Consider the following 22,162-nt stretch of genomic DNA (forward strand, 5'->3'; position numbering starts at 1 on the left):
TTTATTTGTCATCATCTCTACATCATACTAAAAAAAAACGATAAAAACTAGACCCTTTACTTGTCAATGATTTATACTAAATGGAAAATAATGCGGTCATATAGAAAAGCGGAAGCGCCTTGCTCAGCCCCGACATGCTTAAGGCGATCTGGCTGGAAGGTTGTTCTTTAACCTTCCAGCCAGATTGACTTAAGACCTCGAGGGGCTTATGCGCTGCAGCTAGACCAGGAAAGCGGCAGGCGTTTGTCATCTCTAGCGCTTGTAGCTAGACAAATTTCTTAATAGATTATTTTTTTATTTTTTATTCTAAAGGAAGTGAAATCATGCAGTTAACTCTTAACGCAAAGGGGCAAAATGCCAGTGTGATGTCTTATTTACTGGCTAAAAATCCAAATAATATATATGAACGAAAACAGAAGGGGCATTATGTTCGCCTTTTTTACAGCAGGTTTTCAGAAGAAGAGACAGAGGTCACCATTTTTGTGACACCTGATCCGATTGAGCTGACGAAAAATTCATCTAGTACATACGATATTACACATTATATTAATGACCGCGAATTTGCCGTAAGCAGCATTTTTTGTTCGTTTATTCGGACTGCACTTGGAACGGCTTTAAATGGCCAGCCTGCTGATGAATATAAAAAGTGGGTAGATGAGCCATTCGATTTTCAAGTTGATTTTGGACCTATTGCATCTAGCTTATCTGATGAAACACTGTACAAGTTGTTTACACCACTAGGCTTTGACGTACTAATAGAAGAGGGAGAGGCCAATTATCAGTTTGAGCTTAAGAAACGCAGCACAGCACGTTTTGTCACTTTAACTGGAAAAACAACCTTGCAGAGAGTTTTAAGACAGCTTTTTGTACTCATTCCTGTTATCGATGATTATAAGCACTATTATATTGATGAAAAAGAAATAGAGAAGCTGGAGCGCTATGGAGAAGGCTGGCTAGATGATCATCCGTTAAAAGAGATGATTTTAAAGCAATCACTGCGATTTGAGGAAGTGTACAAGCTAATCGATCAGCCTGCTAAGGAAAAACACAAAGTGGAAGAACCAGTCAAAAAGCGATTAAATGACATGCGCTACGAAAAAATTATTGAAACAATTGAAAACCTTCCTAAAAAAGAAACCATTGTTGATTTAGGAAGCGGTGAAGGGAAATTATCGGTTCGCTTAGGTTTTATTGAAGGTGTCAAACAAATTCTAGCTGCGGAACCTTCACAAATAGCCACAAAAAAAGCATTGGAACGCTTTGAAAAAGCTGCGAAGAAAGAAAGTTTCCTTATGCCAGAAAGAATTTGGAGCTCTTTGTTCTATTATGATGAGAGACTGGCGGGTAAAGATGTTATGATTCTGTGTGAAGTTATTGAACATATCGATTATGAACGTCTACCGAAAATTATGGATACGATCTTTTCAGAATATAAGCCAGAAAGCTTGATCATCACAACACCTAACGCAGAATATAACCAAGTTTACGAATTAGGAGATTCTTTCCGCCATACGGATCATCGCTTTGAGCTAGATCGGAAGCAATTTCAAGAGTGGTGTGCAGAAAGAAGTCGGGATTACCCATATAGTTTTACCTTTGAGGGCGTTGGGGAAATACACGAGACTTTAGGAGCCCCAACTCAGCTATGTTTATTTACAAGAAAGGAGGAACGTGCATGAATATTTCCTTTCCAGTTGGATGTATCGCTCTCTTAATCGGTCCTTCTGGCAGCGGTAAAACAACACTGCTCTCAAATTGGATTGAAAAGGGATATATAAAAGCATCCGAAAAAGTAAGTTCAGATGATTTTCGTGTTTTAGTAGGAGATACAGAATATATCGATTACAGCAATCGGCCAAAAGCAGAAAGTGATGGCTTATTTAACGAATATCAAATGATCTCCCAATCTGCCTTTAAGCTCCTGGATCAGACTGTTGAAGCACGCGCACGTTTAAATAAAGTTACCATTGTAGATGCCACCAATCTTTATAGCGATGACCGTAAAAGATATATTGAAATGGCGAGCAGGCAGCATGTTCCGATTATAGCTATTGTTCTTGATATAAAGGAAGACACACTGATTTCCAGGGATTCAGTAAGAAAAGATCCTCGTGGGAAAAAGCGGATTAAACAGCAGTACAGTACCTTTAAGCGCGAGAAACGATTTCTTAAAAACGAAGGCTATACACGCGTTTATTATATGAAGGAAGAAGATCAGCAAAACATCTCGATAACCAGGGAGCAAAATAAACTAACGCTTGATGTCGCTGCAGGCTTGGATATCATTGGCGATATTCACGGCTGTTATGATGAAATGATTCAGCTCTTGGAAAAACTTAATTACAAGCAAAATGAAGAAGGCTACTATGTTCATGAAGAGGGAAGAAAGCTTCTTTCCATAGGAGATGTGATGAGCAGAGGGCCAAAATCGCTGGTGACGATGGAATTTTGGCTGAGACATATACAAGCAGAATATGCCTATATGATTGACAGCAACCATGGCTGGAAAATCGCGCGCTGGCTCGATGGGCGTAAGGTTACGTTAAGTCATGGAGATGAAAAGGTAGAAGAGGAGTTTAATGTCTATGCTGAGGAAAAGGGAATGCAAGCTGCGGAAGCATTGAAAGCAGAATTAAAATCCCTATTACTTCATGCACCTTCACATTATGTGCTGCAGCAAAATGGAGTAAATGTAGCGGTGTGCACACATGCGGGCATTAAAGATCATTATATCGGCAAAAGTTCGAAGCGAATTAGTGATTTTTGCCGATATGGAGACACAGATGGAGTAGATGAAAGGGGCAAGCCTATCCGGAAGGACTGGTTTATCCATCATCACTCCAGTGAATTAATTATTTGGGGTCATGATCCAAAGCCAAAACCGCTCATTGTTGGTAATACAATCAATATTGATCAGGGAGCTGTTTTTGGAGGTGAGCTGACTGCCCTCCGTTTTCCTGAAAGACAATTTCTTTCGGTTGAGGCTCAGCATGACTTCTCCGGTACAGACCAAAATCCATTAATAGAATGGAAAAAGAAACGTTTTGCTCCGCCAAATATCAGTAAATTCATCAATGGATATACTGTTTCTCCTGAACATATAAAGGAGATTATGGTAGGTGGTGAATATGTTAAGCCGGCGATCGATGATGTGTCGCATTTTACAATTCCGATCGAACAGCTAATTTATATACCGCCAACAATGACACCGCCTCCAGCTGCTTCGTCTTTGGATAATTACTTAGAGCACCCTCGAGAAGCGATCCAATATTATCGCAAACATGGTGTCCAAAGAATGATTGCTGAGAAGAAACACATGGGTTCACGTGCAATCCTGCATATTTTCAAAAACGCAGATGCTGGTAAACTCTCTTTTGGATATCCTTCCTTAGGGGTTATTTACTCTAGAGCTGGAAGACGTTTTTTCAATAAAGAAGCTGAAACTAAAATACTAACTCAACTATCAGAAGAACTGCAGCCTTATTTTGAAAAATATCAAACTGATTATGTCCTGTTAGATGCAGAAATCATGCCATGGAATTTAAAGGCGAAAGAACTAATCAGCAAGCAGTATGCACATGTTGCAGAGCATGCGATATTAGACAGAAAGAAGCTTCTATCGAAACTCCAAAAAGCGGGGCATCCTGAAACGAAGATTTGGCTGGAGCAATACGAGCAAAAGCTCGAAAATGCGAAAACCTTTCAGAATGTTTTCCAAAAGTATTGCTGGGACCTACATGATCTCGCTGAAATCAGCATCGCTCCTTTCCATGTCCTTGCTCACAGTAGTGGTGAGTTCTTTGATCAAACACATGAATGGCATATGAAGCAGAATCTTGAGCTTGCCCAGTTATCAAAGCTGTTTACCGTAACTGAATATAAAATGATTGATGATGAACAAAGTGAAGAGGAAGCCATCAGCTGGTGGGAAAGTATGACAGAGGATGGTCATGAAGGCATAGTCATTAAACCTGAACATTTTATGGCGAAAGAAAAAGGAAAGCTGCTTCAGCCAGCCATTAAAGTAAGAGGGCAGAAGTATTTGCATATTATTTATGGCATTGATTACTTAGAGCCTGCCAATCTAAAAAGGTTGAAAGAAAGAAATACAAACAAAAAGCAGAGGAATGCATTGAAGGAGTTTGCACTTAGCATGGAAAGTGTTAAGCGATTCATAGCAGGGGAGTCTATTGAACGTGTTCATGAATGTGTGTTAGCCTCATTAGCATTAGAAGCTGAACAAATAGATCCTCGATTATAATCAGAAAAGTCATCTTATGATGGCTTTTTTTGTTGGCAGCATGGCAAAGAGAAGGAATAATCTAAGCAGACTGATCCTTCTCTCATGTAAAGAAGAGCCGATATCCCAACATATTAGGAAATCGCTTTTTTCGTTTTAATTTTTATACCACATGCACATAAGCTGCTATGCTTTAGCTGTTTAATTGGTGTACGGCAAATTGTACAAATGTTTCGATTGTTTTTCATTATAATCACCTTTCTACAAATGTTTACATTGTGAACATTGTCCATATACTTCCATTTTATGTGTATGAATTTGAAACCCTGTTACACTTGAAGCAAAATCTTCGACTACTTTTAAATCCGGTAAGTTTAAATCAGCTATTTTTCCGCAAGTTTCACAGATTACATGGTAATGATGAGCTTTAAACAACTCAAATCGGCTAACACCATTTCCATATGGAAGCTCTTCGACAATACCAAGCTTTACAAATAATTTTACGTTATTGTATATCGTAGCAAGACTGATAATGGGAATTTTACTCTGAATGTCTTCAGCAGTTGGATGTCCATCAAATTCCATCATGGCTCCTATTATTTGGATACGCTGTGGTGTGATTCTTAGACCCTTTTCTTTTAAGAAGGGAACAAGCTCCGTTATTCGTTCATCTTCCATTACTAATCAGCCTCTTTTTATAAAATAGGAGGAGCCAGTTAATTTATAACAGCCCCTCCGAAAAGAATTTTGTCGTTAAATGAGAATTGAGAAGATAAAATGAGAATTTAAAACATAGATTGTTGCTTTTGTTATTTTACTTCTTCACCAATTGATAATCCTAATCCTTCTGCTATCTTTGTTCCATATTCTGGATCCGCTTTATAGAAGTGCTGAATTTGGCGCTGCTTGATTTCTTCAATTTTTACTTCTTTCATTGATGCCACAATGTTTGCAATTAGACGTTCACGCTCATCAGCATCCATTAAGCGATACAGATCACCCGCTTGTGTGTAATGGTCGTTATGATCATATGAAACGCTTTCTGCCACACCATTAACAGCAAATCCTGAAGTTTGGTTTTCAGGTGTTTCTGCAGGACCATTAAAGCTGTTTGGCTCGTAATAGACAGAGCCTCCGCCATTGTTGTCAAAACGCATCTGTCCATCGCGCTGGTAGTTGGCCTGCTCGTTTTTCGGACGGTTAATTGGCAGCATGTTGTGGTTAGCACCCACACGGTAACGATGAGCATCAGAGTATGCAAATAAACGTCCTTGAAGCATTTTATCAGGTGAAGGCTCAATACCTGGTACCATATTGCCTGGTGAAAGCGTAACCTGCTCCACTTCAGCAAAATAGTTTTCTGGGTTTCGATCTAAAACCATTTTCCCAACTTCAATTAATGGATAATCTTTGTGAGACCAAACCTTTGTCACATCAAATGGATCGAAGCGATACGTATTAGCATCCTCAACAGGCATGATTTGAACCTTTAATGTCCAAGAAGGGTAGTCGCCACTTTCAATCGCATTGAATAAATCTTCTGTATGGTAGTCAGGGTGCTCACCGGCAATTTTAGCTGCTAATTGCGGATCCATATTTTTAACGCCTTGGTCTGCAATAAAGTGATATTTCACCCAAACAGCATCGCCTTCACTGTTGACCCATTTGAATGTATGGCTGCCATAGCCATTCATTGTGCGAAGGCTTGCTGGAATTCCGCGGTCTCCCATTAAATATGTCACCTGATGCAATGATTCTGGAGAATGAGACCAGAAATCCCAAACCGCTGTAGGATTTTTAAGATGTGTTTTCGGATCTCTTTTTTGTGTATGAATGAAATCAGGGAATTTAATCGCATCACGAATGAAGAAGATCGGTGTATTGTTTCCAACTAAATCATAGTTTCCATCTTCTGTGTAAAATTTCACTGCAAAACCGCGCGGGTCACGAACGGTGTCAGCTGAGCCAAGCTCACCGGCAACAGTTGAGAAGCGGATAAACATTGGTGTGCGTTTGCCAACCTCTGATAGAAAATCAGCTTTTGTGTATTTTGATAAATCATTTGTTACTTCAAAATAACCGTGTGCTCCAGCGCCTTTCGCATGAACAACACGCTCAGGAACTCGTTCTCTATTAAAATGAGCCAGTTTTTCAAGCAGATGTACATCTTGCAGTAAAGTAGGTCCGCGACCGCCTGCTGTCATTGAATTTTGGTTGTCTCCAACAGGTGAGCCCCAGCTTGTTGTTAATCGATTATTAGTTGTCATTCAAATATCACCTCAAAAATAGTTTCGATTGCTTATGAACTAATGATAACACTTATCACTCAAAAATCAATACTTTTTTATAATAATTATAAATAAAAACTATTTACAATGTGAAATTCTTTATAATTATTATAAGTCGAGCATAAGTCTATCAGTTATTTAAGCACATATTCTATTTATATTTTTTGGATTATAAGATAGAACGATCTTTTTAAAAGATTTAAAAGTGAGGAGGGGAATTATGCAGCAATTAGATCATTTAATCTTAACTAAGAAGGATAGTATTTAGATCAATATTAATAACTCTTAAATCTGCTATTTGGATAAAGTATTAGAAATAGTCTCATTTAAATGAAGAGAATTATAATTGGTTTTTACTTATTAAATGAATTCCTATCTATGTGTATTAACTCTCTTAGTATTTGTAAAATTTAGAATTTATGGTAAGGTTTCATAAAGGAGGATGAGAGTATGTTACGTTTTCAAATGTGAAGAGGCTAACTAAATGTACTTTTTTATTTCCTGTCATTTTAGGAGAAGAATTAAAAGAACATTTAGGAGGAACAAATAATGAAAAACAGTGATTTATTAGTAAAAATCAATAAAACGGCTAAAAGGATTCAATTCTCAGGAACATTTTATGCGAAATCCAAAGAACTTAGTTTAACAGAAAGTTATGGATATGCTAATCGATCTGAAAAGGTAAAAAACGAATCCAAGACTCGATATGGGATAGCTTCTGGCTGTAAAATTTTCACTGCGATCGCCATTTGTCAGCTTGTTGAAGAAGGAAAGATTTCATTTTCATCAAAATTGAATGAGTGCCTTGATATTGACTTCCCTTATTTTGATCAAAATGTGACAATACACCAATTGCTTACTCATACATCTGGTATACCAGATTATTTTGATGAAGAAGAAATGGATGATTACGAAGAGCTATGGGTTACTACACCTATGTATCATATTAGGGAACTGAAGGATTTTTTGCCATTATTCAAAAACAAAGAGATGCAAGATGCTGCCGGAAGGACTTTTCATTACAATAATGCTGGATATATTGTTTTAGGGCTTACTGTTGAAAAGGTAAGCGGATTGACCTTTAGTGATTATATTGAAAGATTTGTTTTTCAAAAGGCTGGAATGATGGAGTCTGGTTATTTTGAAATGGATAAATTGCCTGCGAAAGTGGCGTTAGGATATGTGCAGAAGCCTGATGGCGGCTGGAAAACAAATACTTACTCACTTCCAGCTAAATCTGCATCTGATGGCGGGGCATATGTTACAGCAGAGGATATGATTCTATTTTGGAAAGCATTAATGGATGATCAGCTTTTAACACCAGAAATGACACGGACATTATTGAAGTCAATGGCAGAGATAGATGAAGATCTGTTTTACGGCTATGGAGTATATATTCTTAAGGAAGAAGAAGCCGTGGTGAAATATATTTTAATGGGATATGACCCAGGGGTAAACTTCCGTAGTGTATATTATCCAGATAAACAGCTAAGCATAGTAGTGTGCTCAAATGAGTCAGAAGGTGCTTACGAAATACTGAAAGAAATTGAGGTCTCTATTTAGAGGACTGACTATATCCTTTCTTAATAAAATAATAGATTTTTAATTTCATTTTAGTATTAAAGCCTAATTTCTTAATTTTTTAAATTAAGAGATTAGGCTTTTCAATTAGATAGAAATTTAGTTTTTGAATTCGTTCACGACACTATGATTTAAAAGTATAGGATAAATAAAAAATATTAAACAGTTTATCTGAAGATAACGATTATAATGGCTGAGCCCAGTCTGGCAATTTCATCGAACATAAAAGCTCAAGCTCTGTTTTTCTTTTATGAACATATGAGCTTACAGTGCGAAGCTCATCATCTATTACAGCAGGGTGGGTCATGACTTCAATCGATTCATATGGCAAATCTTTTAGTTTATTAAATAGTTGGCCATCAACACCATCAGCATAAAAATCTGTCCAAAGTGCCTGGGTTAAGAGAATATCAGATTCATTCTTAATTGAATCAGCGAAACGTACAGGAACCTTGTATTTTTTTGCGAGCCGGATGATGACCTCTTTTAAATCTGACCAGCCATGAACATGGTGGTGACTGTCAATATGGTGAAGAGGAAGTCCAGTTTTTTGGAATGCTTCAATCTGGGATTGCCATTCTTTTTCTACAAGCAGAAGATCCTCCTGTGTGAGAGTAGTGTCAGAGCTTTTGAATTTGAAAAGCCCTTTTTCGTTTGTCAAAGAATCACATTCTGCAGCGATCGGCTTTCCCCAGGTCAGTACTAGATGAATGCCAACTTGTAAGCTTGGGTGCAGCCGCGCTTGTTCAACAGCATATGAAGCAGCAAGTCCATTCATCATCAGTGTTGCTGACTGAACGATCCCATTAACATGTGATTGAATAATCCCATCTGTAACTCCTTTTGTAAGTCCGTAATCATCTGCATTTAAAAGTATTCTCATATATAACCTCCGGATTCTTATTGTTCCCCTGTGTAGTTTCTCTCAATGATAAAGTTTGTTTTATCTCCTCTAAAATAAGAACGGGAAAATTCTACACGCCGTCCTGATGTGTCCAAAGCAATTGTTTCAAGATAAAAACAAGGAAGATCACGTTTGCATTTTAAGTAATTGCTCGTGCGTTCATCTGCAAGAGTAATTTCCACATTTTCAGTTGTATTAGCAATATGGACGGAAAATTTCTGTTTTAAAGAAGTATATAGGGATGATTCAGCATGTTCTTTAGTGATGCCTGGCGCGACTTCCCATGGAATATAGGAAATTTGATATTGTGTTGGTTCACCGTTGGCACCTCGTGTGCGCTCAATTCGCTGAACGGGCGCATTCGCACCAACCTTCAAAACATTTTGCAGAAACTCATTAGCAGGAATCACTTGGATGCTGATGAGATGGGTGGTTGCTTGTTTTCCTTGCATGGCCACTTGATCACTGTATTTTTTGACTGTCTGTGTGAGCGATTGACTTACTTTTGGATCTGCTACAAAAGTACCTTTGCCTTGGTGACGGACAAGATAGCCTTCTTGTGTGAGCTGCTGCAGTGCAGCACGTATGGTTGTTCTGCTGACATCAAATTCTTTGCAGAGTTTATATTCAGTTGGAAACTGCTCTCCGTGCTTGTATTTGTTTGATTTAATTTGATTCATCAGCTCTTCTTTTACAAAAGCATGCAGTGATTGATTTTTTTCCATTATGAACCCCTAACACAAAATCATTTTTTAATAAAAATTTTAGAAAGCGCTAACAACATTTCTTTTTCTTATAGTTTACAAGAACATACATTATAAAACAATTAGTAAATTGTAATTACAAATTTTTATACAAGGTACCTATTTCCAATTATTAATGGTTTTTCAAAAATATAACTTTTATTTAAACAGGAAGGAATTTAATGTAAATAAACTGCTGATATGATATAATTTGGTTGGTTGACCAACTTACAGAGGAGGTTCCAAATGGATCAGAATGATAAACGATCGAGATTAATCAAGGCCGCTTACAAAATTTTTAGTCAAAAAGGCTTTTATAATTCTTCTATCAAGGATATTGCAGCGGAAGCTGAAATTACCCCTGGTCTTGTTCATTATTATTTTAAAAACAAGGAAGAACTGCTGTTTTCAGTACAAGAATCTATTCAAACGGAATACCAAAAGCAATATGACGATAAACAAATGAATGTAGATGTTGCTCTGAAGGAAATTCAATCTAGAGTAGGAGCAGACCCTGATTGGTATCGTTTTAGATATGAACTCTATTCTCTGGGCCTGAAAAAAGAAGAATATAAAGAAGAAGTAAGTACCATTTTGGAATCAGGCAGAAGGAGTCTAGCACAGCCACTAGAGGATCTTTATATAATGAATAAGTCAAAATCTGAGGGGCTGTCAAGCATCCTGTTAGCTTGTTTTGATGGACTAGCATATCAGAAGTTAATTGATGAAAGCTTTGATTTGGATGAATCCTATAAAATACTAAAAAAAATGGTAGAAAAATATATAAGTGCTGAAGGAGAAAAAGAATGAAAAGGTATTTAGTTCTGCTTATCATTTTTCTAACAATAGTCCCCTCTTTTGAAGTAAGTGCTCAAAATAATTATCATGATAGAATTAATGAATATATCAGGGATGCTATGGATCAGTATCAAATTCCCGGAGCGGCTCTTACCATTATTGATGGTGGGGAAGTGTTAATTAATGAACAGTGGGGAGCATTAAGCAACGGAGAAATCATAACCGATAACACTCCTTTTCTTACTGGCTCGTTGAGTAAACCTTTTACAGCACTTGCCATTTTGATGTTAATGGAAGAGGGGAGAATTGAACTCGAACAGTCTATTGATACCTATTTGCCAGAGTTTCAATATGCTGCACCCCATGAAAATAAAATAACAGTTTATCACTTATTGCGGCAAACAAGCGGAATTGCTCAATATGATGGTTTAAAGGTTACCGATAGAGACAACTTTAAAAACTGGGATATTGCTGCTGCAGTTAGGGAATTGAGTGGAGTCAAACTCGCTCACTCGCCCGGTGAAAAATATGAATATAACTCTGCCAATTACTTATTGCTGGGAAGAATTGTAGAAAATGTTAGCGGCACAGATTATGATGAATACGTAATAAACCATATTTTTAAACCATTAGACATGAATCATACTGGAGCAAATGCTGAACAAGTGAGGAAATTGAATCTAATTGCTGGTTTTGAGTCATGGTTCGGCAAGCCGGTTAAAAGTAAATTTTTATATGATCAAGCGGGAGCGCCTTACGGATATATTGTATCTACGGCAAATGACCTAACAAAATTTCTAACATTTTTATTAGAGGGGAACAAGAATATAATATCTGAAGAAGGTATGAAGCTTTTCACTTCACTGCCTGAAGATGGAAATTCGTATGGGATTGGCTGGCATTTTAACGAAGAAGGAAGATTCTTATTTCATGGAGGCGCTACCCGCGATTATAGAGCTGAGATGTATTTTCGGCCGGAAATACATCAGGCTGCTATACTATTAACAAATAAGTATCACTCATTAGAAGATCCACAAGTTTACTTTATGATGAATGGAATTCGGGATTTACTAATCCATGATCATACAGATGCATTGCCAGAGCAGTCTCATTTATTTCAATGGATACTGCTTGCCATCATTTTTTTCCTTGTTATTTTAGCTATCATGCGAATTATGCGAAAGAATCAAACAAAGAAAAGATATCTGTCCTATATTTTCTCCTCGATGTTTTTGTTTATTGCCATTGGTGCCATTCCAATGATTGTAATGACACAGCAAATTCCGTGGAGAAGCTTTCAAATATTCGCACCTGATTTAGCTTTTTTAGTATATTCCTTAATGTTTCTATTTTTATTACATGCAGTAATCCCATTAAAGTTCTTTTTTTCTAAAGATAAGAGCAGTTCAACAGCAAATTAAACATAAAAAAGCAAGGGACTCCCAATCATAAGAATCCCTTGCTTTTCTTATAAATTCTCTCTAACCAGCGGCATACTCATACACCTAGGGCCGCCTCTTCCTCTCGATAGCTCTGAGCTTTCAATTTCGATGACTTCAATTCCATGCTCACGGAGAACTTTATTGGTGACCGTATTGCGGTCGTAGGTAACAACAACGCCTGGTGCGATGGAAAGTGTATTAGACCCATCATTCCATTGCTCCCGGGCAGCTGCGATCGGACATCCGCCTCCACAGGGAATTAACGTGATTTCTTTAAGATTTAACACTTCCTTTAATGCACTTGTTAAATCAGATTTCCTGGAAATCGCAAATTCGCCTTCTTCGCTTGTTTTTTCAAGAATATAAATATTAAGTCCGCCTTCTTCACTTTCAATGCCGGGATGATAGGTGAATTTGTCATAATCAACCATTGTAAACACAGTATCTAAATGCATATAAGCTCTCTTTTTCGGAATCTCAACTGCCATTACCTTCTTAAAGGTATTGTTCTGCTTAAATACTTCTGATGCTAATTTTTCAATTCCTTGAGCAGTTGTTCTTGCACTTACGCCAATTGCTAAAACTTCACTGCTTAAAACAAGCTGATCGCCGCCCTCCATTGAATAAACATCATTCCTGGAGAAGTACGTTTGTGTTTGAGCATCTCGAAAGCGGGGGTGATACTTCATAATCGTATCAACAAAGATGGACTCACGCCTTCTGGCAGGCTCATACATACGATTAATGGAAAGCCCATTCCCAATGACCGCTGCTGGATCTCTCGTAAAATAAAGATTTGGCATCGGATCTAAATAAAACGGATAGTGCTCATTTGTTATTTCATGCAGGTGCACTTGCTTGCTTTTCGGAATTTTCGATTTAGGCACTCCTGACATGACAATACTGACGAGCTCGTCTCCTTCTAATGATTGAAAGTACTCTTTTACACTGTCGTATGAGCCGTCTAAGTTTTCCAAGCCATCTTTTAAGATCTCATGCATAAAATATTGCCTTGCATCCTGATTCTGTACGGCTTCTTTCATTAAAACGTCAAGATATAAAACTTCGATGTCTCTATTCGTTAATTGTTGTGCAAAATAGTCATGTTCTTTTTGAATGATGGGAAGGTGAGGAGTATCATCGAATAATAGTCTTTCTAAGTATTGTGGCATTAAATGCTCGATTTCTAATCCTGGTCTATGTAGCATAACTGTTTTAAGTCTACCGATTTCTGAAGTTACATTTAATTGCTGCTGCATTCTATATTTCCTCCTAATTTCTTTCTATTTGAGCCGTTCCCTTCAAATTGGTAGAGTAAACAGATCAATTACATGTATAAATATTCACCCCCTCCTTCGAAGGATAAAAGCGAATATTTTCACCAATAGTATGGGATGGGAGCGTAAAATCATGCATAAGTCTCAAAAATTTATGTCCGCTATATATGTACAAAACAAAAAAATATGATAAAGTTATAAGTGGAAATGCTCAACAATATAAGGTTTTCACTGTCCTTCAAGAGAGGACAAATGTATTATTTTTATAAAAAAGATCGAATGGAGGCTAAATTATGACAAGCAAAAAATTAGATTCATTCCTTGATGAAAATTTAAATGATCTAAAAGGCAGAGGTTTATATAATGTAATTGATCCATTGGAGAGTCCAAATGGTCCAAAGATCAAAATTAATGGGAAAGAACTCATTAATTTATCTTCTAATAATTATTTAGGACTGGCAACAGATGAAAGATTAAAGAAAGCTGCAAGAGAAGCTGTAGAAAAATATGGTGTAGGAGCAGGGGCTGTTAGAACGATAAACGGTACGCTCGATATCCATTTGGAGCTTGAAGAAAAACTTGCACAATTTAAGTATACCGAAGCAGCAATTGCTTATCAATCAGGATTTAATTGCAATATGGCTGCTATTTCAGCTGTAATGGACAAAAATGATGCCATTTTGTCTGATGAATTAAACCACGCTTCTATCATTGACGGCTGCCGTCTATCAAAAGCAAAAATCATTAGATTCAATCATTCAGATATGGATGATTTACGTACGAAGGCAAAAGAAGCAACCGAGTCAGGTCTTTATAATAAGATCATGGTGATTACAGATGGCGTTTTCTCCATGGACGGTGACATTGCGAAGCTGCCAGAGATTGTGGAGATTGCAGAAGAGTTTGACTTAATTACATATGTTGATGATGCACATGGTTCAGGCGTTCTGGGCAAAGGAGCGGGTACTGTTAAGCATTTTGGTTTATCCGATAAAATTGATTTCCAAATTGGGACACTTTCAAAAGCAATTGGGGTTGTAGGCGGCTATGTTGCCGGAAAGCAATCGTTAATTGATTGGTTAAAGGTCCGCAGCAGACCATTCTTATTCTCCACATCTTTAACACCTGCAGATATTGCTGCATGTATTAAATCCATTGAAATTTTAATGGAGAGCACCGAGCTAAATGAAAAGCTATGGGAAAATGCCAATTACCTTAAGGATGGCCTGAAAAAGCTTGGCTTTGACATTGGAGAAAGTGAAACACCAATAACACCATGCATTATCGGAGACGAAGTAAAAACGCAGGAGTTCAGCAAGCGCCTAAATGAAAAGGGTGTTTATGCAAAATCGATCGTGTTTCCGACTGTACCAAGAGGAACAGGCCGTGTAAGAAATATGCCTTCTGCTGCACATACAACTGAAATGCTTGATGAAGCACTTGGAATTTATGAAAAAGCAGGAAAGGAAATGGGATTGATTTAAAGAAAATGGTGAAGGGAAGGAACATTGATAATCCTTCCCTCTAACTGAAAAGGAAGCGACTGGAATTTCCTCGTTACTTTTCCTTCCAAATATTCAAAGGATCAATTCCTTGGAACTGTCATCAAAGAATAAAGAACAAAAGTTTGTTAAAATCAATAAAGCTATAGGGCTTTGTCTTCATTAGAAAGGGCTGGGGGATGAGTATGAAACGAATAATGATTACTGGGGCATTAGGGCAAATTGGTTCAGAGCTTACAGTGAAATTGAGAGAAATTTATGGTGCAGATCAAGTTATCGCAACGGATATAAGAAAAAATGAAACAGAAGCTGCTTTGTCTGGTCCTTTTGAAATGGTAGACGTGACGGATGCACGAACGATGTTAGAGGTTGCAAAAAAATACAATGTTGATAGTGTAATCCATATGGCTGCCCTGTTGTCGGCAACAGCGGAAGCAAACCCTGTTTTTGCTTGGAATCTAAACATGGGCGGACTGATGAACGCTCTTGAGACGGCGAGAGAATTAAAAGCCCAATTCTTCACACCAAGCTCAATTGGTGCATTCGGACCATCAACTCCTAAAGATCGAACACCTCAGGATACTATACATCGACCAACAACGATGTATGGAGTAAATAAGGTAGCTGGAGAATTGTTGTCAGATTATTATTTTCATAAGTTCGGAGTGGACACAAGAGGATTGCGTTTTCCTGGTTTAATTTCATATGTCACTCCTCCAGGCGGCGGTACAACAGACTACGCTGTGGAAATCTACTATGAAGCAGTTAAGAATGGCAAATATACTTCCTATATTGATAAAGGAACATATATGGATATGATGTATATGCCAGATGCTTTGGATGCAATCGTTCAATTAATGGAGGCCGATCCAAGTAAGCTTAAGCACCGAAATTCGTTTAACGTTACTGCGATGAGCTTTGAACCTGAGCAGATTGCTGCAGAAATTAGAAAACATATTCCTCATTTTGAAATCTCATATAAGGTTGACCCTATTCGCCAAAGCATCGCTGATAGCTGGCCAAATTCCATTGATGACTCTGCCGCAGTCGAAGAATGGGGTTTCAAAGCCAACTTTGACTTAGGGAAGATGACAGAGAATATGCTGGATAAACTTAAACAAAAATAAATAATCTTATTCAGGGGTAAAACCATTCAAAGATGAGTGTAATGATACAAAATAGAATAGAAATATAACAGGGTGACAAAAGGGATTGTCACCCTGTTTTTTTTATAGAGTGCCGTATTAGCAGCATTTCGATAGGGCAGAAGAACCCAGGTTAATTGTTGTTATGACAAATTAACTTCATTCCATCTGCCAATTGAAGATGTCTCCTTCAAGTTAAAAATAATTAATTCCCTGATCACTTCCATATCATCCTGTAATTACGAATGAATAAAAGGAAATTGGAAAATATTAAGGATCAATGGTTCAAAAAAAGCATTTTATTACGGACTTGAGATCATTTAAAGTAAGAGGGATGGTATGTATGACTTATCAGGAAGGTTTAAAACAAATTGATAAAGCATCGGAACATATTGTTGAAGCAAATAGGTTAACAATGGAAGCAGTGAATAATGCATTCTTGTTTACATGGCAATGGTGGATCGCCCTGGCGATGATAATCATTCCCTGGATTATTTGGTTTATCTTTCGAGATCGTAAAAGTTCAGCTCGTATTTTTGCAGCTGGGTTGCTATTAATGGTTTTATCAGAAGTTCTTGATATCGTTGGAGTTGGTTTAGGCAAATGGGTGTACCCTGTAAAAGTTATACCTATAGCAACTGTCAGCTTTTCTTTTAGGTTATCTCTTCTTCCGGTTTTTGCTATGCTGTTAATTCAAATTAAACCGAACCTAAATCCTTTTATAAAAGCAATAATCTTTGGGGTTTTCGGTGCATATATTGGTTTGCCTTTGTTAAGTGTAATTGATTTATATAAAAAAATTGATTGGTCCCTGCATTATTCATTTATAATCCTGACAATTATGTACTTGCTCTCTCATTGGTTTAGCAGACGAAAATCCTTCCATGCAGTAGATTAGTTTATTTAACCCAAAAATCTCAGAGCAAAAAGCTCTGAGATTTTAAAATGGGTTCTTTCAATATTGATTAATCGCGAATAAAAATCAGCTTTTCCTTCGGAGCCGTTACTTTCCCAATGATGGAGGAATGGATTAAGCCTGCTTGATGTAATTTCTCCACGTATGTCTGGGCTTGTTCTTCCGGCATTGCGACGAGTAAACCGCCTGATGTAATCGCATCACATAGAAGAAGCTGTATTTCTTCACCTATTGATCCATAATCGACATCGTTTAACAGCCACTTATGATTCGCTTTAGAACCACCAGGCACTATTCCAGCCTCCGCCAGTTCTATTGCACCATCTAATACAGGTACATGATCTACAGTGATTTCTAAGCTAACATTGCTTCCTTTAGCCATTTCGCTTCCATGTCCCAGAAGTCCGAATCCTGTTACGTCTGTTACTGCATGCGGAGAAAAATCCATCAGAATTTCTGCGGCAGTTTTATTTAGTTCAGCCATAACTTCAGTTACTCTTTGTTCTTGCTCACTTGTAACAGCATTTCTCTTAATGCCTGTAGTTATAATTCCCACACCAATTGGCTTCGTTAAAACTAAAACATCACCAGGTAATGCGCCAACATTTTTCCATACTTTATCCGGATGTACAATGCCTGTAACAGAGAGACCAAATTTAGGCTCCTGATCATCAATAGAATGACCCCCAACTGTCACTGCACCTGACTCTTTTACTTTATCAGCCGCTCCTCTTAAAATCTCAGAGAGCATATCAGCACCTAGTTTTTTTACTGGGTAGCCGACAATGTTTAATACCGTTTTCGGCTGACCGCCCATCGCATAGACATCGCTTAAAGCGTTGGCGGCGGCAATTTGGCCGAACATATATGGATCATCCACAATTGGAGTAAAGTAGTCAATCGTTTGAATGAGGGCAATTGTATCCGTTAATTGATAAACTCCTGCATCATCTGATGTTTCATGCCCAACGAGCAGCTCTGGCACTTTTTCTTGCTTAGGCAGCAGACGCAAAACTTGCGCCAAGTCCTCAGGACCAATTTTGCAGCCTCAGCCAGCTTTTGTAGACAATGATGTCAGACGAATTTTTTCATGTTCACTCATGTTAAGCACCTCCATACAACAGTATACCTTTATTTATTCAATAAATTAAAGCTAAAAAAAGTCTTAATTAAAAGTAAAAGCACATTCTTTACACGTATTTTACATTTATTAACTAGTAAAAAAGTCTTAGTTGTGATAATTTAATTTAGTTATTAAACAAACATAATCGCTTAAACATAATAGGGTTTAATACATATAAAAATAACTTGGGGGACGCATGTATGAAGAGCATCAAGATCAAACTGCTAGGCAGTTTTGCTGTTATTGTATTGCTCATGACTTGTATTTCAGTATTTAGTTTTTTAACCATTAATTCTATTTCGTCAAGTTTAAAAAAAATAACTGATAACGACATGAATATGGTTGAAGCTGTAAATGAAATGTCATTTAGTGTAGCATATAGGGCTAAGATTGCCAGAGATTATGTTCTCTTTGGAGACCACCAGTTTAAAGAAAAATTTCTAAATGAGTCAGAAAAGGCTAATGAATTAGCATTAGAGCTTCAAAGTAAGCTGACTAAGAGAGAATCATCTGACGTGATATCGGCAGCATTCACAGATGCATTAGAAAAAACACAAAAGTGGCAAGATCTGGTGACGGATGAGATTATTCCTCTTTTTGATAGCGGAGACCTAGAAGGGGCCATTAGCTTAATGGAAGAGCTGTGCTTGCCTTACAGTGAAGATGCAATTAATTCCTGGATGAATGTAGTAGATGTTCAGAACGCTGCTACACATACTGAAACAGCGCAAGTGAATGACTTAGCTCTAAGAAACTCCATCATAATTATTTTTATCTCGATCATCGCTATTATTGGTTCAGCCATCATTGCCATTACCAATTCAGTGAAATTAACAAGACCGATTATTTCAGTTGTGAAAAGACTTGAAGAGATAGCAGACGGAGATTTAACAGGCAGGCCGTTACAAACTAGATCCAAGGATGAAATTGGACGTCTCTTCCTAGCGATTAATAAAATGTCAGCCAGCTTAAAAAGATTGCTTGAAAAAGTCGCGGAAACCACAAAACAGGTTGCTGCTTCTTCACAGCAATTCAATAGCTCTGCTGAAGAAACCGTCAAGAGTGCGGAACTAGCTGCTGCTTCACTTCAAGATATAGCTGCTGGGGCGGACAGTTCAGCAGTAAGTGCAGGAGAATCAGTAAAAGCAATGACGCGATTATCAGCTGGTGTCCAGCTGGTTGCAGAATCAGCAGCAGCAGTCTCAAATGAATCGCAAAATGCTGCCAAGCATGTACAAAATGGGCATACATTAGTTGAAAGTACCATATCTCAAATGAATTCAATTGAAACAGCTGTTGCTTCAGGAACTAAGCAAGTGGAATTGCTCGGACAGAGATCAAGTGAAATCGGACAAATTATCAATGTCATAAGAGAAATCTCAGAACAAACCAATCTTCTCGCCTTGAATGCAGCAATCGAGGCTGCCAGAGCAGGAGAGAATGGAAAAGGATTTGCAGTGGTAGCTGACGAGGTGCGTAAGTTAGCTGAGCAATCAAATAAATCAGCTTATCAAATCGCAGAGCTAATAACTCAAATACAAAATGACACAAACGAAGCTGTTCGATCAATGTCTCAAGGAAAACAAGAAGTAGAATCCGGCACAAAAATTATAAATGAAACAGGATTATCTTTTGCTGAAATTCTAAAATCAATTGGAATGGTTTCAAATCGAATGGCAGAAGTTACATTCTCAGCAGAGGAGATGGCTGCTTCGTCAGAAGAAGTAAATGAGACGATAGAATCCCTGGCATCTCTAGCAAATCAAACATCAAATCACACTGGCCACGTTGCTGTATCGTCTGAACAGCAGCTTGCGACGATACAAGAAATCAGTGCATCTGCCGAGGGTTTAAACAAGCTGGCTGAAGAACTTGCGAATGAATTGAATCACTTTAAACTATAATATTACTGTCTTATGTGAAGGAACTAGTTTCTGAAAAAATTTAAATATATATACTCAAGAAGCGGGATAAGAAGATGCAGGGGACGTTTAGTCTCTATGCATCTTTTTTGGTTCGCATTCATTTTGATTATGCACGAAGAATAATTGGAATACTTCCATTTATCTCGTTTGTTTTCGAGTTTTCTCGTAATGGTTATCCATATTTAGATAATTTAAGTAGATTTCCGCCTAAAGTTCATTAGACTTTAAATGTAAAGCTCAACTCACATTAATATTCGGAAAATTCTTAACTTTTATTATCCTATCTCATAAATTCATGGATAAACCTGTTCACCTCGTCAATACTAATAAATGGGAGGATGATGTATGAAACAACCATTAATGGCTTCAGAAATCGGGATTCTCTGGACTTCTTTTCAAAACGACAGTATGTCCTGCTGTATCCTTTCACATATGTTGAAATATGCAGATGATCAGGAGATAAAAAAGATAATAGAATCTGCATTAGAAATTGCATGCGTACATATAGAAAAATTAACCCATTTATTTGAAAAGGAAAAGTATGCAAAGCCAACAGGCTTTACAAAAAAAGACGTTAATCTAAATGCACCACGTCTTTTTTCTGATGCTTTTTGTGTCACATATATTAATCATATGGCTAAAGCAGGTATGGTTGGCTATAGCGGAATGCTTGCCATGAGTGCAAGAGAAGATATTGTTGATTTTTATTCAAAAGCACTTCTAGAAACAAGAAATTTGTATGAAACAACTTTAAAAGTAATGATAAAAAATGGACTTTATGTAAGAGCTCCTTATATTCCACTGCCATCTGAGACAGATTATGTTGACTCGAGCAAGTATTTAAGTGGCCTTAATCCTTTTTCTAAAAAACGGCCATTAAACGCCATTGAAATATCTCATTTATTTCTCAACATTCAAACCAATTCAATTGGCGTAAAATTATGCTTGGCGTTTGGTCAGACATCACCTCGCACTGAAGTGCAGGAATATATGCTGCGAGGAAAACAGATCTCAGAAAAACAAATGGCTGTCTTTATCCGTACATTATTAGAAAATAATATTTCAGCTCCTACATCTCCCGACGAATGTGTAACAGAGACAACAACACAGATCTTTTCAGATCAATTAGTGATGTTTCACATGGCATTGCTAAGTGCTGCAGGGACAGGCAATTATGCGACAGCAGCTGCAGCTAGTCAGCGCAGTGATTTGGCTATCAACTATGAGCGATTGTCTTTTGAAATTGCCAGGTATGCAAAACAAGGAGCTGACATTATGATAAAAAATAATTGGCTTGAACAGCCTCCTGGAACCATTGACCGAGAAAAATTGGTCAGAAATAAAGGCGAAGCATAACATTGTTTAATTCAACCACATTGCCAAAAGCTTTAAGTTGTACTACAATCTTAAATGTGAACGTTTAGTGAATTTTCACAGTATTAAGGGGGATTTAAACATGAAGCATACAATAAAAATTGAATTTTGCATGATGTGAAACTACGCACCTAAAGCCGCGGGTCTCGCGGAAGATCTTTTTACACATTTTCGTGGAAACATCACTAGCCTTGAGTTAATTCCTAGCTCAGGCGGTGTATTTGAAGTGACATTGAACAATGAGAATATTTACTCGAAAAAGGAAACTGGTGTTTTTCCAAAATCACAGCAGATTATTGATCTAATAGAAGCATAATTGCTAGGTTAACCTTTCTTTATGAAGCTCTTTTGCTAAAATAAAGAAAGGTTTTTTCATCATTTAGTTATTAAAGGAGAAGATCATTTATTAATGTATTTCCTTGTTTAAAATACAATAAAATTATTATGTTAACTAGATGTTAAAAAACGACTTACTCACTTATAATGATATATCTTTTTTTCCCGTTGCCGCTTCGATACTTATCAATCCACACTTCAAGAATACCGTTAGCAAAGTGGGCATGGACTCTTTTGTCTGCCACTCGAAAAGGCAATTCGATCTTCCTGCTGCAAGATTCTTTATTTTTCTTTTTCGCAGCTATTGTCATATTATAATCCTCTAATACAATGTCTATATCTTCCGGATCCACATCCGGCAATAAAGCCTCAACAATAATATGTGTATGGGTTTCATATAAATCGATGCGAAAAGTAAGTTGATCCATATAAGATGTCAGCGGATCAAGGAAAAATTGTTCCATCCACTTTTCAACCTCAGACATATCAGCCTTTTTATGTTCATTATGGTCATTCATCATGAAACCTCCTCAACGATAATATATTCAGCTCATGCCTATGTGTGAAA

Annotated in this window: 17 protein-coding genes and 2 pseudogenes; 12 read left to right on the forward strand and 7 right to left on the reverse strand. The window is 37.4% G+C overall.

What is annotated here, in order from left to right; translation table 11 throughout:
* Positions 1–323: 323 nt before the first annotated feature.
* On the forward strand, positions 324–1,679 hold the full coding sequence (locus F7732_RS03955) for a 3' terminal RNA ribose 2'-O-methyltransferase Hen1 (protein ID WP_151572339.1): 1,356 nt from the start codon (positions 324–326) through the stop codon (positions 1,677–1,679).
* Entirely contained in the window at positions 1,676–4,261 is a 2,586-nt protein-coding gene (locus F7732_RS03960) for an AAA family ATPase (RefSeq protein WP_151572340.1), read from the forward strand. The genes F7732_RS03955 and F7732_RS03960 overlap by 4 nt, the downstream gene beginning before the upstream one ends.
* 240 nt (positions 4,262–4,501) lie before the next feature.
* Here F7732_RS03960 and F7732_RS03965 read toward each other — a convergent pair whose 3' ends face one another.
* Positions 4,502–4,918, reverse strand: a complete 417-nt coding sequence (locus tag F7732_RS03965) for a Fur family transcriptional regulator (RefSeq protein WP_151572341.1) — start codon at positions 4,916–4,918, stop codon at positions 4,502–4,504.
* A 131-nt stretch (positions 4,919–5,049) separates the two neighbouring features.
* Complete coding sequence (gene katA / locus F7732_RS03970) at positions 5,050–6,507, reverse strand: catalase KatA (protein ID WP_151572342.1); 1,458 nt, start codon at positions 6,505–6,507, stop codon at positions 5,050–5,052.
* Positions 6,508–7,077: 570 nt separating this feature from the next.
* Here katA and F7732_RS03975 point away from each other — a divergent pair.
* The gene (locus F7732_RS03975; protein WP_151572343.1) at positions 7,078–8,091 is read left to right on the forward strand and encodes a serine hydrolase domain-containing protein; all 1,014 of its coding nucleotides are present in this window, start codon (positions 7,078–7,080) and stop codon (positions 8,089–8,091) included.
* A gap of 202 nt (positions 8,092–8,293) precedes the next feature.
* Here the strand turns inward: F7732_RS03975 and chbG are convergent, their stop codons facing one another.
* Positions 8,294–8,992, reverse strand: coding sequence for a chitin disaccharide deacetylase (chbG, locus tag F7732_RS03980; RefSeq protein WP_151572344.1), 699 nt, complete (start codon positions 8,990–8,992; stop codon positions 8,294–8,296).
* 17 nt (positions 8,993–9,009) lie between these two features.
* On the reverse strand, positions 9,010–9,738 hold the full coding sequence (locus tag F7732_RS03985; protein WP_151572345.1) for a GntR family transcriptional regulator: 729 nt from the start codon (positions 9,736–9,738) through the stop codon (positions 9,010–9,012).
* A gap of 264 nt (positions 9,739–10,002) precedes the next feature.
* Here F7732_RS03985 and F7732_RS03990 point away from each other — a divergent pair, with 264 nt between their 5' ends.
* Together F7732_RS03990 and F7732_RS03995 are read left to right on the forward strand one after the other, a co-directional pair.
* On the forward strand, positions 10,003–10,566 hold the full coding sequence (locus tag F7732_RS03990; RefSeq protein ID WP_151572346.1) for a TetR/AcrR family transcriptional regulator: 564 nt from the start codon (positions 10,003–10,005) through the stop codon (positions 10,564–10,566).
* Positions 10,563–11,975, forward strand: a complete 1,413-nt coding sequence (locus F7732_RS03995; RefSeq protein ID WP_151572347.1) for a serine hydrolase domain-containing protein — start codon at positions 10,563–10,565, stop codon at positions 11,973–11,975. Before F7732_RS03990 ends, F7732_RS03995 begins: the two co-directional genes overlap by 4 nt.
* A 47-nt stretch (positions 11,976–12,022) precedes the next feature.
* Here the strand turns inward: F7732_RS03995 and arcA are convergent, their stop codons facing one another.
* Positions 12,023–13,255, reverse strand: coding sequence for an arginine deiminase (gene arcA, locus F7732_RS04000; RefSeq protein ID WP_151572348.1), 1,233 nt, complete (start codon positions 13,253–13,255; stop codon positions 12,023–12,025).
* A 311-nt stretch (positions 13,256–13,566) separates the two neighbouring features.
* On the opposite strand from arcA, the gene F7732_RS04005 reads away from it, so the two are divergent.
* The 3 genes from F7732_RS04005 (at position 13,567) to F7732_RS04015 (ending at position 16,818) form a co-directional block, all read left to right on the forward strand.
* Complete coding sequence (locus tag F7732_RS04005) at positions 13,567–14,757, forward strand: glycine C-acetyltransferase (protein ID WP_151572349.1); 1,191 nt, start codon at positions 13,567–13,569, stop codon at positions 14,755–14,757.
* A 203-nt stretch (positions 14,758–14,960) separates the two neighbouring features.
* A complete protein-coding gene (locus tag F7732_RS04010) occupies positions 14,961–15,902 on the forward strand; it encodes an L-threonine 3-dehydrogenase (RefSeq protein WP_151572350.1) in 942 nt (313 codons plus the stop codon).
* A gap of 361 nt (positions 15,903–16,263) precedes the next feature.
* On the forward strand, positions 16,264–16,818 hold the full coding sequence (locus tag F7732_RS04015) for a CBO0543 family protein (protein ID WP_240056520.1): 555 nt from the start codon (positions 16,264–16,266) through the stop codon (positions 16,816–16,818).
* A 67-nt stretch (positions 16,819–16,885) separates the two neighbouring features.
* Here the strand turns inward: F7732_RS04015 and selD are convergent, their stop codons facing one another.
* Complete coding sequence (selD, locus tag F7732_RS04020; RefSeq protein WP_151572351.1) at positions 16,886–17,938, reverse strand: selenide, water dikinase SelD; 1,053 nt, start codon at positions 17,936–17,938, stop codon at positions 16,886–16,888.
* Positions 17,939–18,159: 221 nt separating this feature from the next.
* Here selD and F7732_RS23390 point away from each other — a divergent pair.
* The 4 genes and pseudogenes from F7732_RS23390 to F7732_RS22530 all read left to right on the forward strand — a co-directional run.
* Positions 18,160–18,921, forward strand: a pseudogene (locus F7732_RS23390) (MCP four helix bundle domain-containing protein); the annotation flags it as partial.
* Positions 18,916–19,863, forward strand: coding sequence for a methyl-accepting chemotaxis protein (locus F7732_RS23395; protein WP_420837672.1), 948 nt, complete (start codon positions 18,916–18,918; stop codon positions 19,861–19,863). The pseudogene F7732_RS23390 and the gene F7732_RS23395, both read left to right, overlap by 6 nt.
* Positions 19,864–20,229: 366 nt before the next feature.
* Positions 20,230–21,240 carry a DUF3231 family protein gene (locus tag F7732_RS04030; protein WP_151572353.1) on the forward strand — a complete coding sequence of 337 codons (1,011 nt, stop codon included), beginning with the start codon at positions 20,230–20,232 and terminating at the stop codon, positions 21,238–21,240.
* Positions 21,241–21,391: 151 nt separating this feature from the next.
* A pseudogene (locus tag F7732_RS22530) lies at positions 21,392–21,574 on the forward strand (Rdx family protein); the annotation flags it as partial.
* 154 nt (positions 21,575–21,728) lie between these two features.
* On the opposite strand, the gene F7732_RS04040 reads toward F7732_RS22530, so the two are convergent.
* Positions 21,729–22,112 (reverse strand): Hsp20/alpha crystallin family protein, encoded by a 384-nt coding sequence (locus tag F7732_RS04040; protein WP_240056521.1) that lies wholly within the window; start codon positions 22,110–22,112, stop codon positions 21,729–21,731.
* Positions 22,113–22,162: the final 50 nt, after the last annotated feature.

It is taken from the genome of Bacillus mesophilum, assembly GCF_008923265.1.
GTDB classification, from domain to species: Bacteria; Bacillota; Bacilli; order Bacillales; family Cytobacillaceae; genus Cytobacillus; species Cytobacillus mesophilum.

Bases quoted from the DNA above. Each gene is read 5' to 3' on its own strand.
- F7732_RS03960 (WP_151572340.1), top strand. From the start codon at position 1,676: ATGAATATTTCCTTTCCAGTTGGATGTATCGCTCTCTTAATCGGTCCT.
- F7732_RS03955 (WP_151572339.1), top strand. From the start codon at position 324: ATGCAGTTAACTCTTAACGCAAAGGGGCAAAATGCCAGTGTGATGTCT.
- F7732_RS23395 (WP_420837672.1), top strand. From the start codon at position 18,916: ATGTCAGCCAGCTTAAAAAGATTGCTTGAAAAAGTCGCGGAAACCACA.
- arcA (WP_151572348.1), bottom strand. From the start codon at position 13,255: ATGCAGCAGCAATTAAATGTAACTTCAGAAATCGGTAGACTTAAAACA.
- F7732_RS04040 (WP_240056521.1), bottom strand. From the start codon at position 22,112: ATGAATGACCATAATGAACATAAAAAGGCTGATATGTCTGAGGTTGAA.
- katA (WP_151572342.1), bottom strand. From the start codon at position 6,507: ATGACAACTAATAATCGATTAACAACAAGCTGGGGCTCACCTGTTGGA.
- F7732_RS04015 (WP_240056520.1), top strand. From the start codon at position 16,264: ATGACTTATCAGGAAGGTTTAAAACAAATTGATAAAGCATCGGAACAT.
- F7732_RS03965 (WP_151572341.1), bottom strand. From the start codon at position 4,918: ATGGAAGATGAACGAATAACGGAGCTTGTTCCCTTCTTAAAAGAAAAG.
- F7732_RS04010 (WP_151572350.1), top strand. From the start codon at position 14,961: ATGAAACGAATAATGATTACTGGGGCATTAGGGCAAATTGGTTCAGAG.
- F7732_RS03990 (WP_151572346.1), top strand. From the start codon at position 10,003: ATGGATCAGAATGATAAACGATCGAGATTAATCAAGGCCGCTTACAAA.
- F7732_RS03995 (WP_151572347.1), top strand. From the start codon at position 10,563: ATGAAAAGGTATTTAGTTCTGCTTATCATTTTTCTAACAATAGTCCCC.
- F7732_RS03975 (WP_151572343.1), top strand. From the start codon at position 7,078: ATGAAAAACAGTGATTTATTAGTAAAAATCAATAAAACGGCTAAAAGG.
- F7732_RS04005 (WP_151572349.1), top strand. From the start codon at position 13,567: ATGACAAGCAAAAAATTAGATTCATTCCTTGATGAAAATTTAAATGAT.
- chbG (WP_151572344.1), bottom strand. From the start codon at position 8,992: ATGAGAATACTTTTAAATGCAGATGATTACGGACTTACAAAAGGAGTT.
- F7732_RS04030 (WP_151572353.1), top strand. From the start codon at position 20,230: ATGAAACAACCATTAATGGCTTCAGAAATCGGGATTCTCTGGACTTCT.
- F7732_RS03985 (WP_151572345.1), bottom strand. From the start codon at position 9,738: ATGGAAAAAAATCAATCACTGCATGCTTTTGTAAAAGAAGAGCTGATG.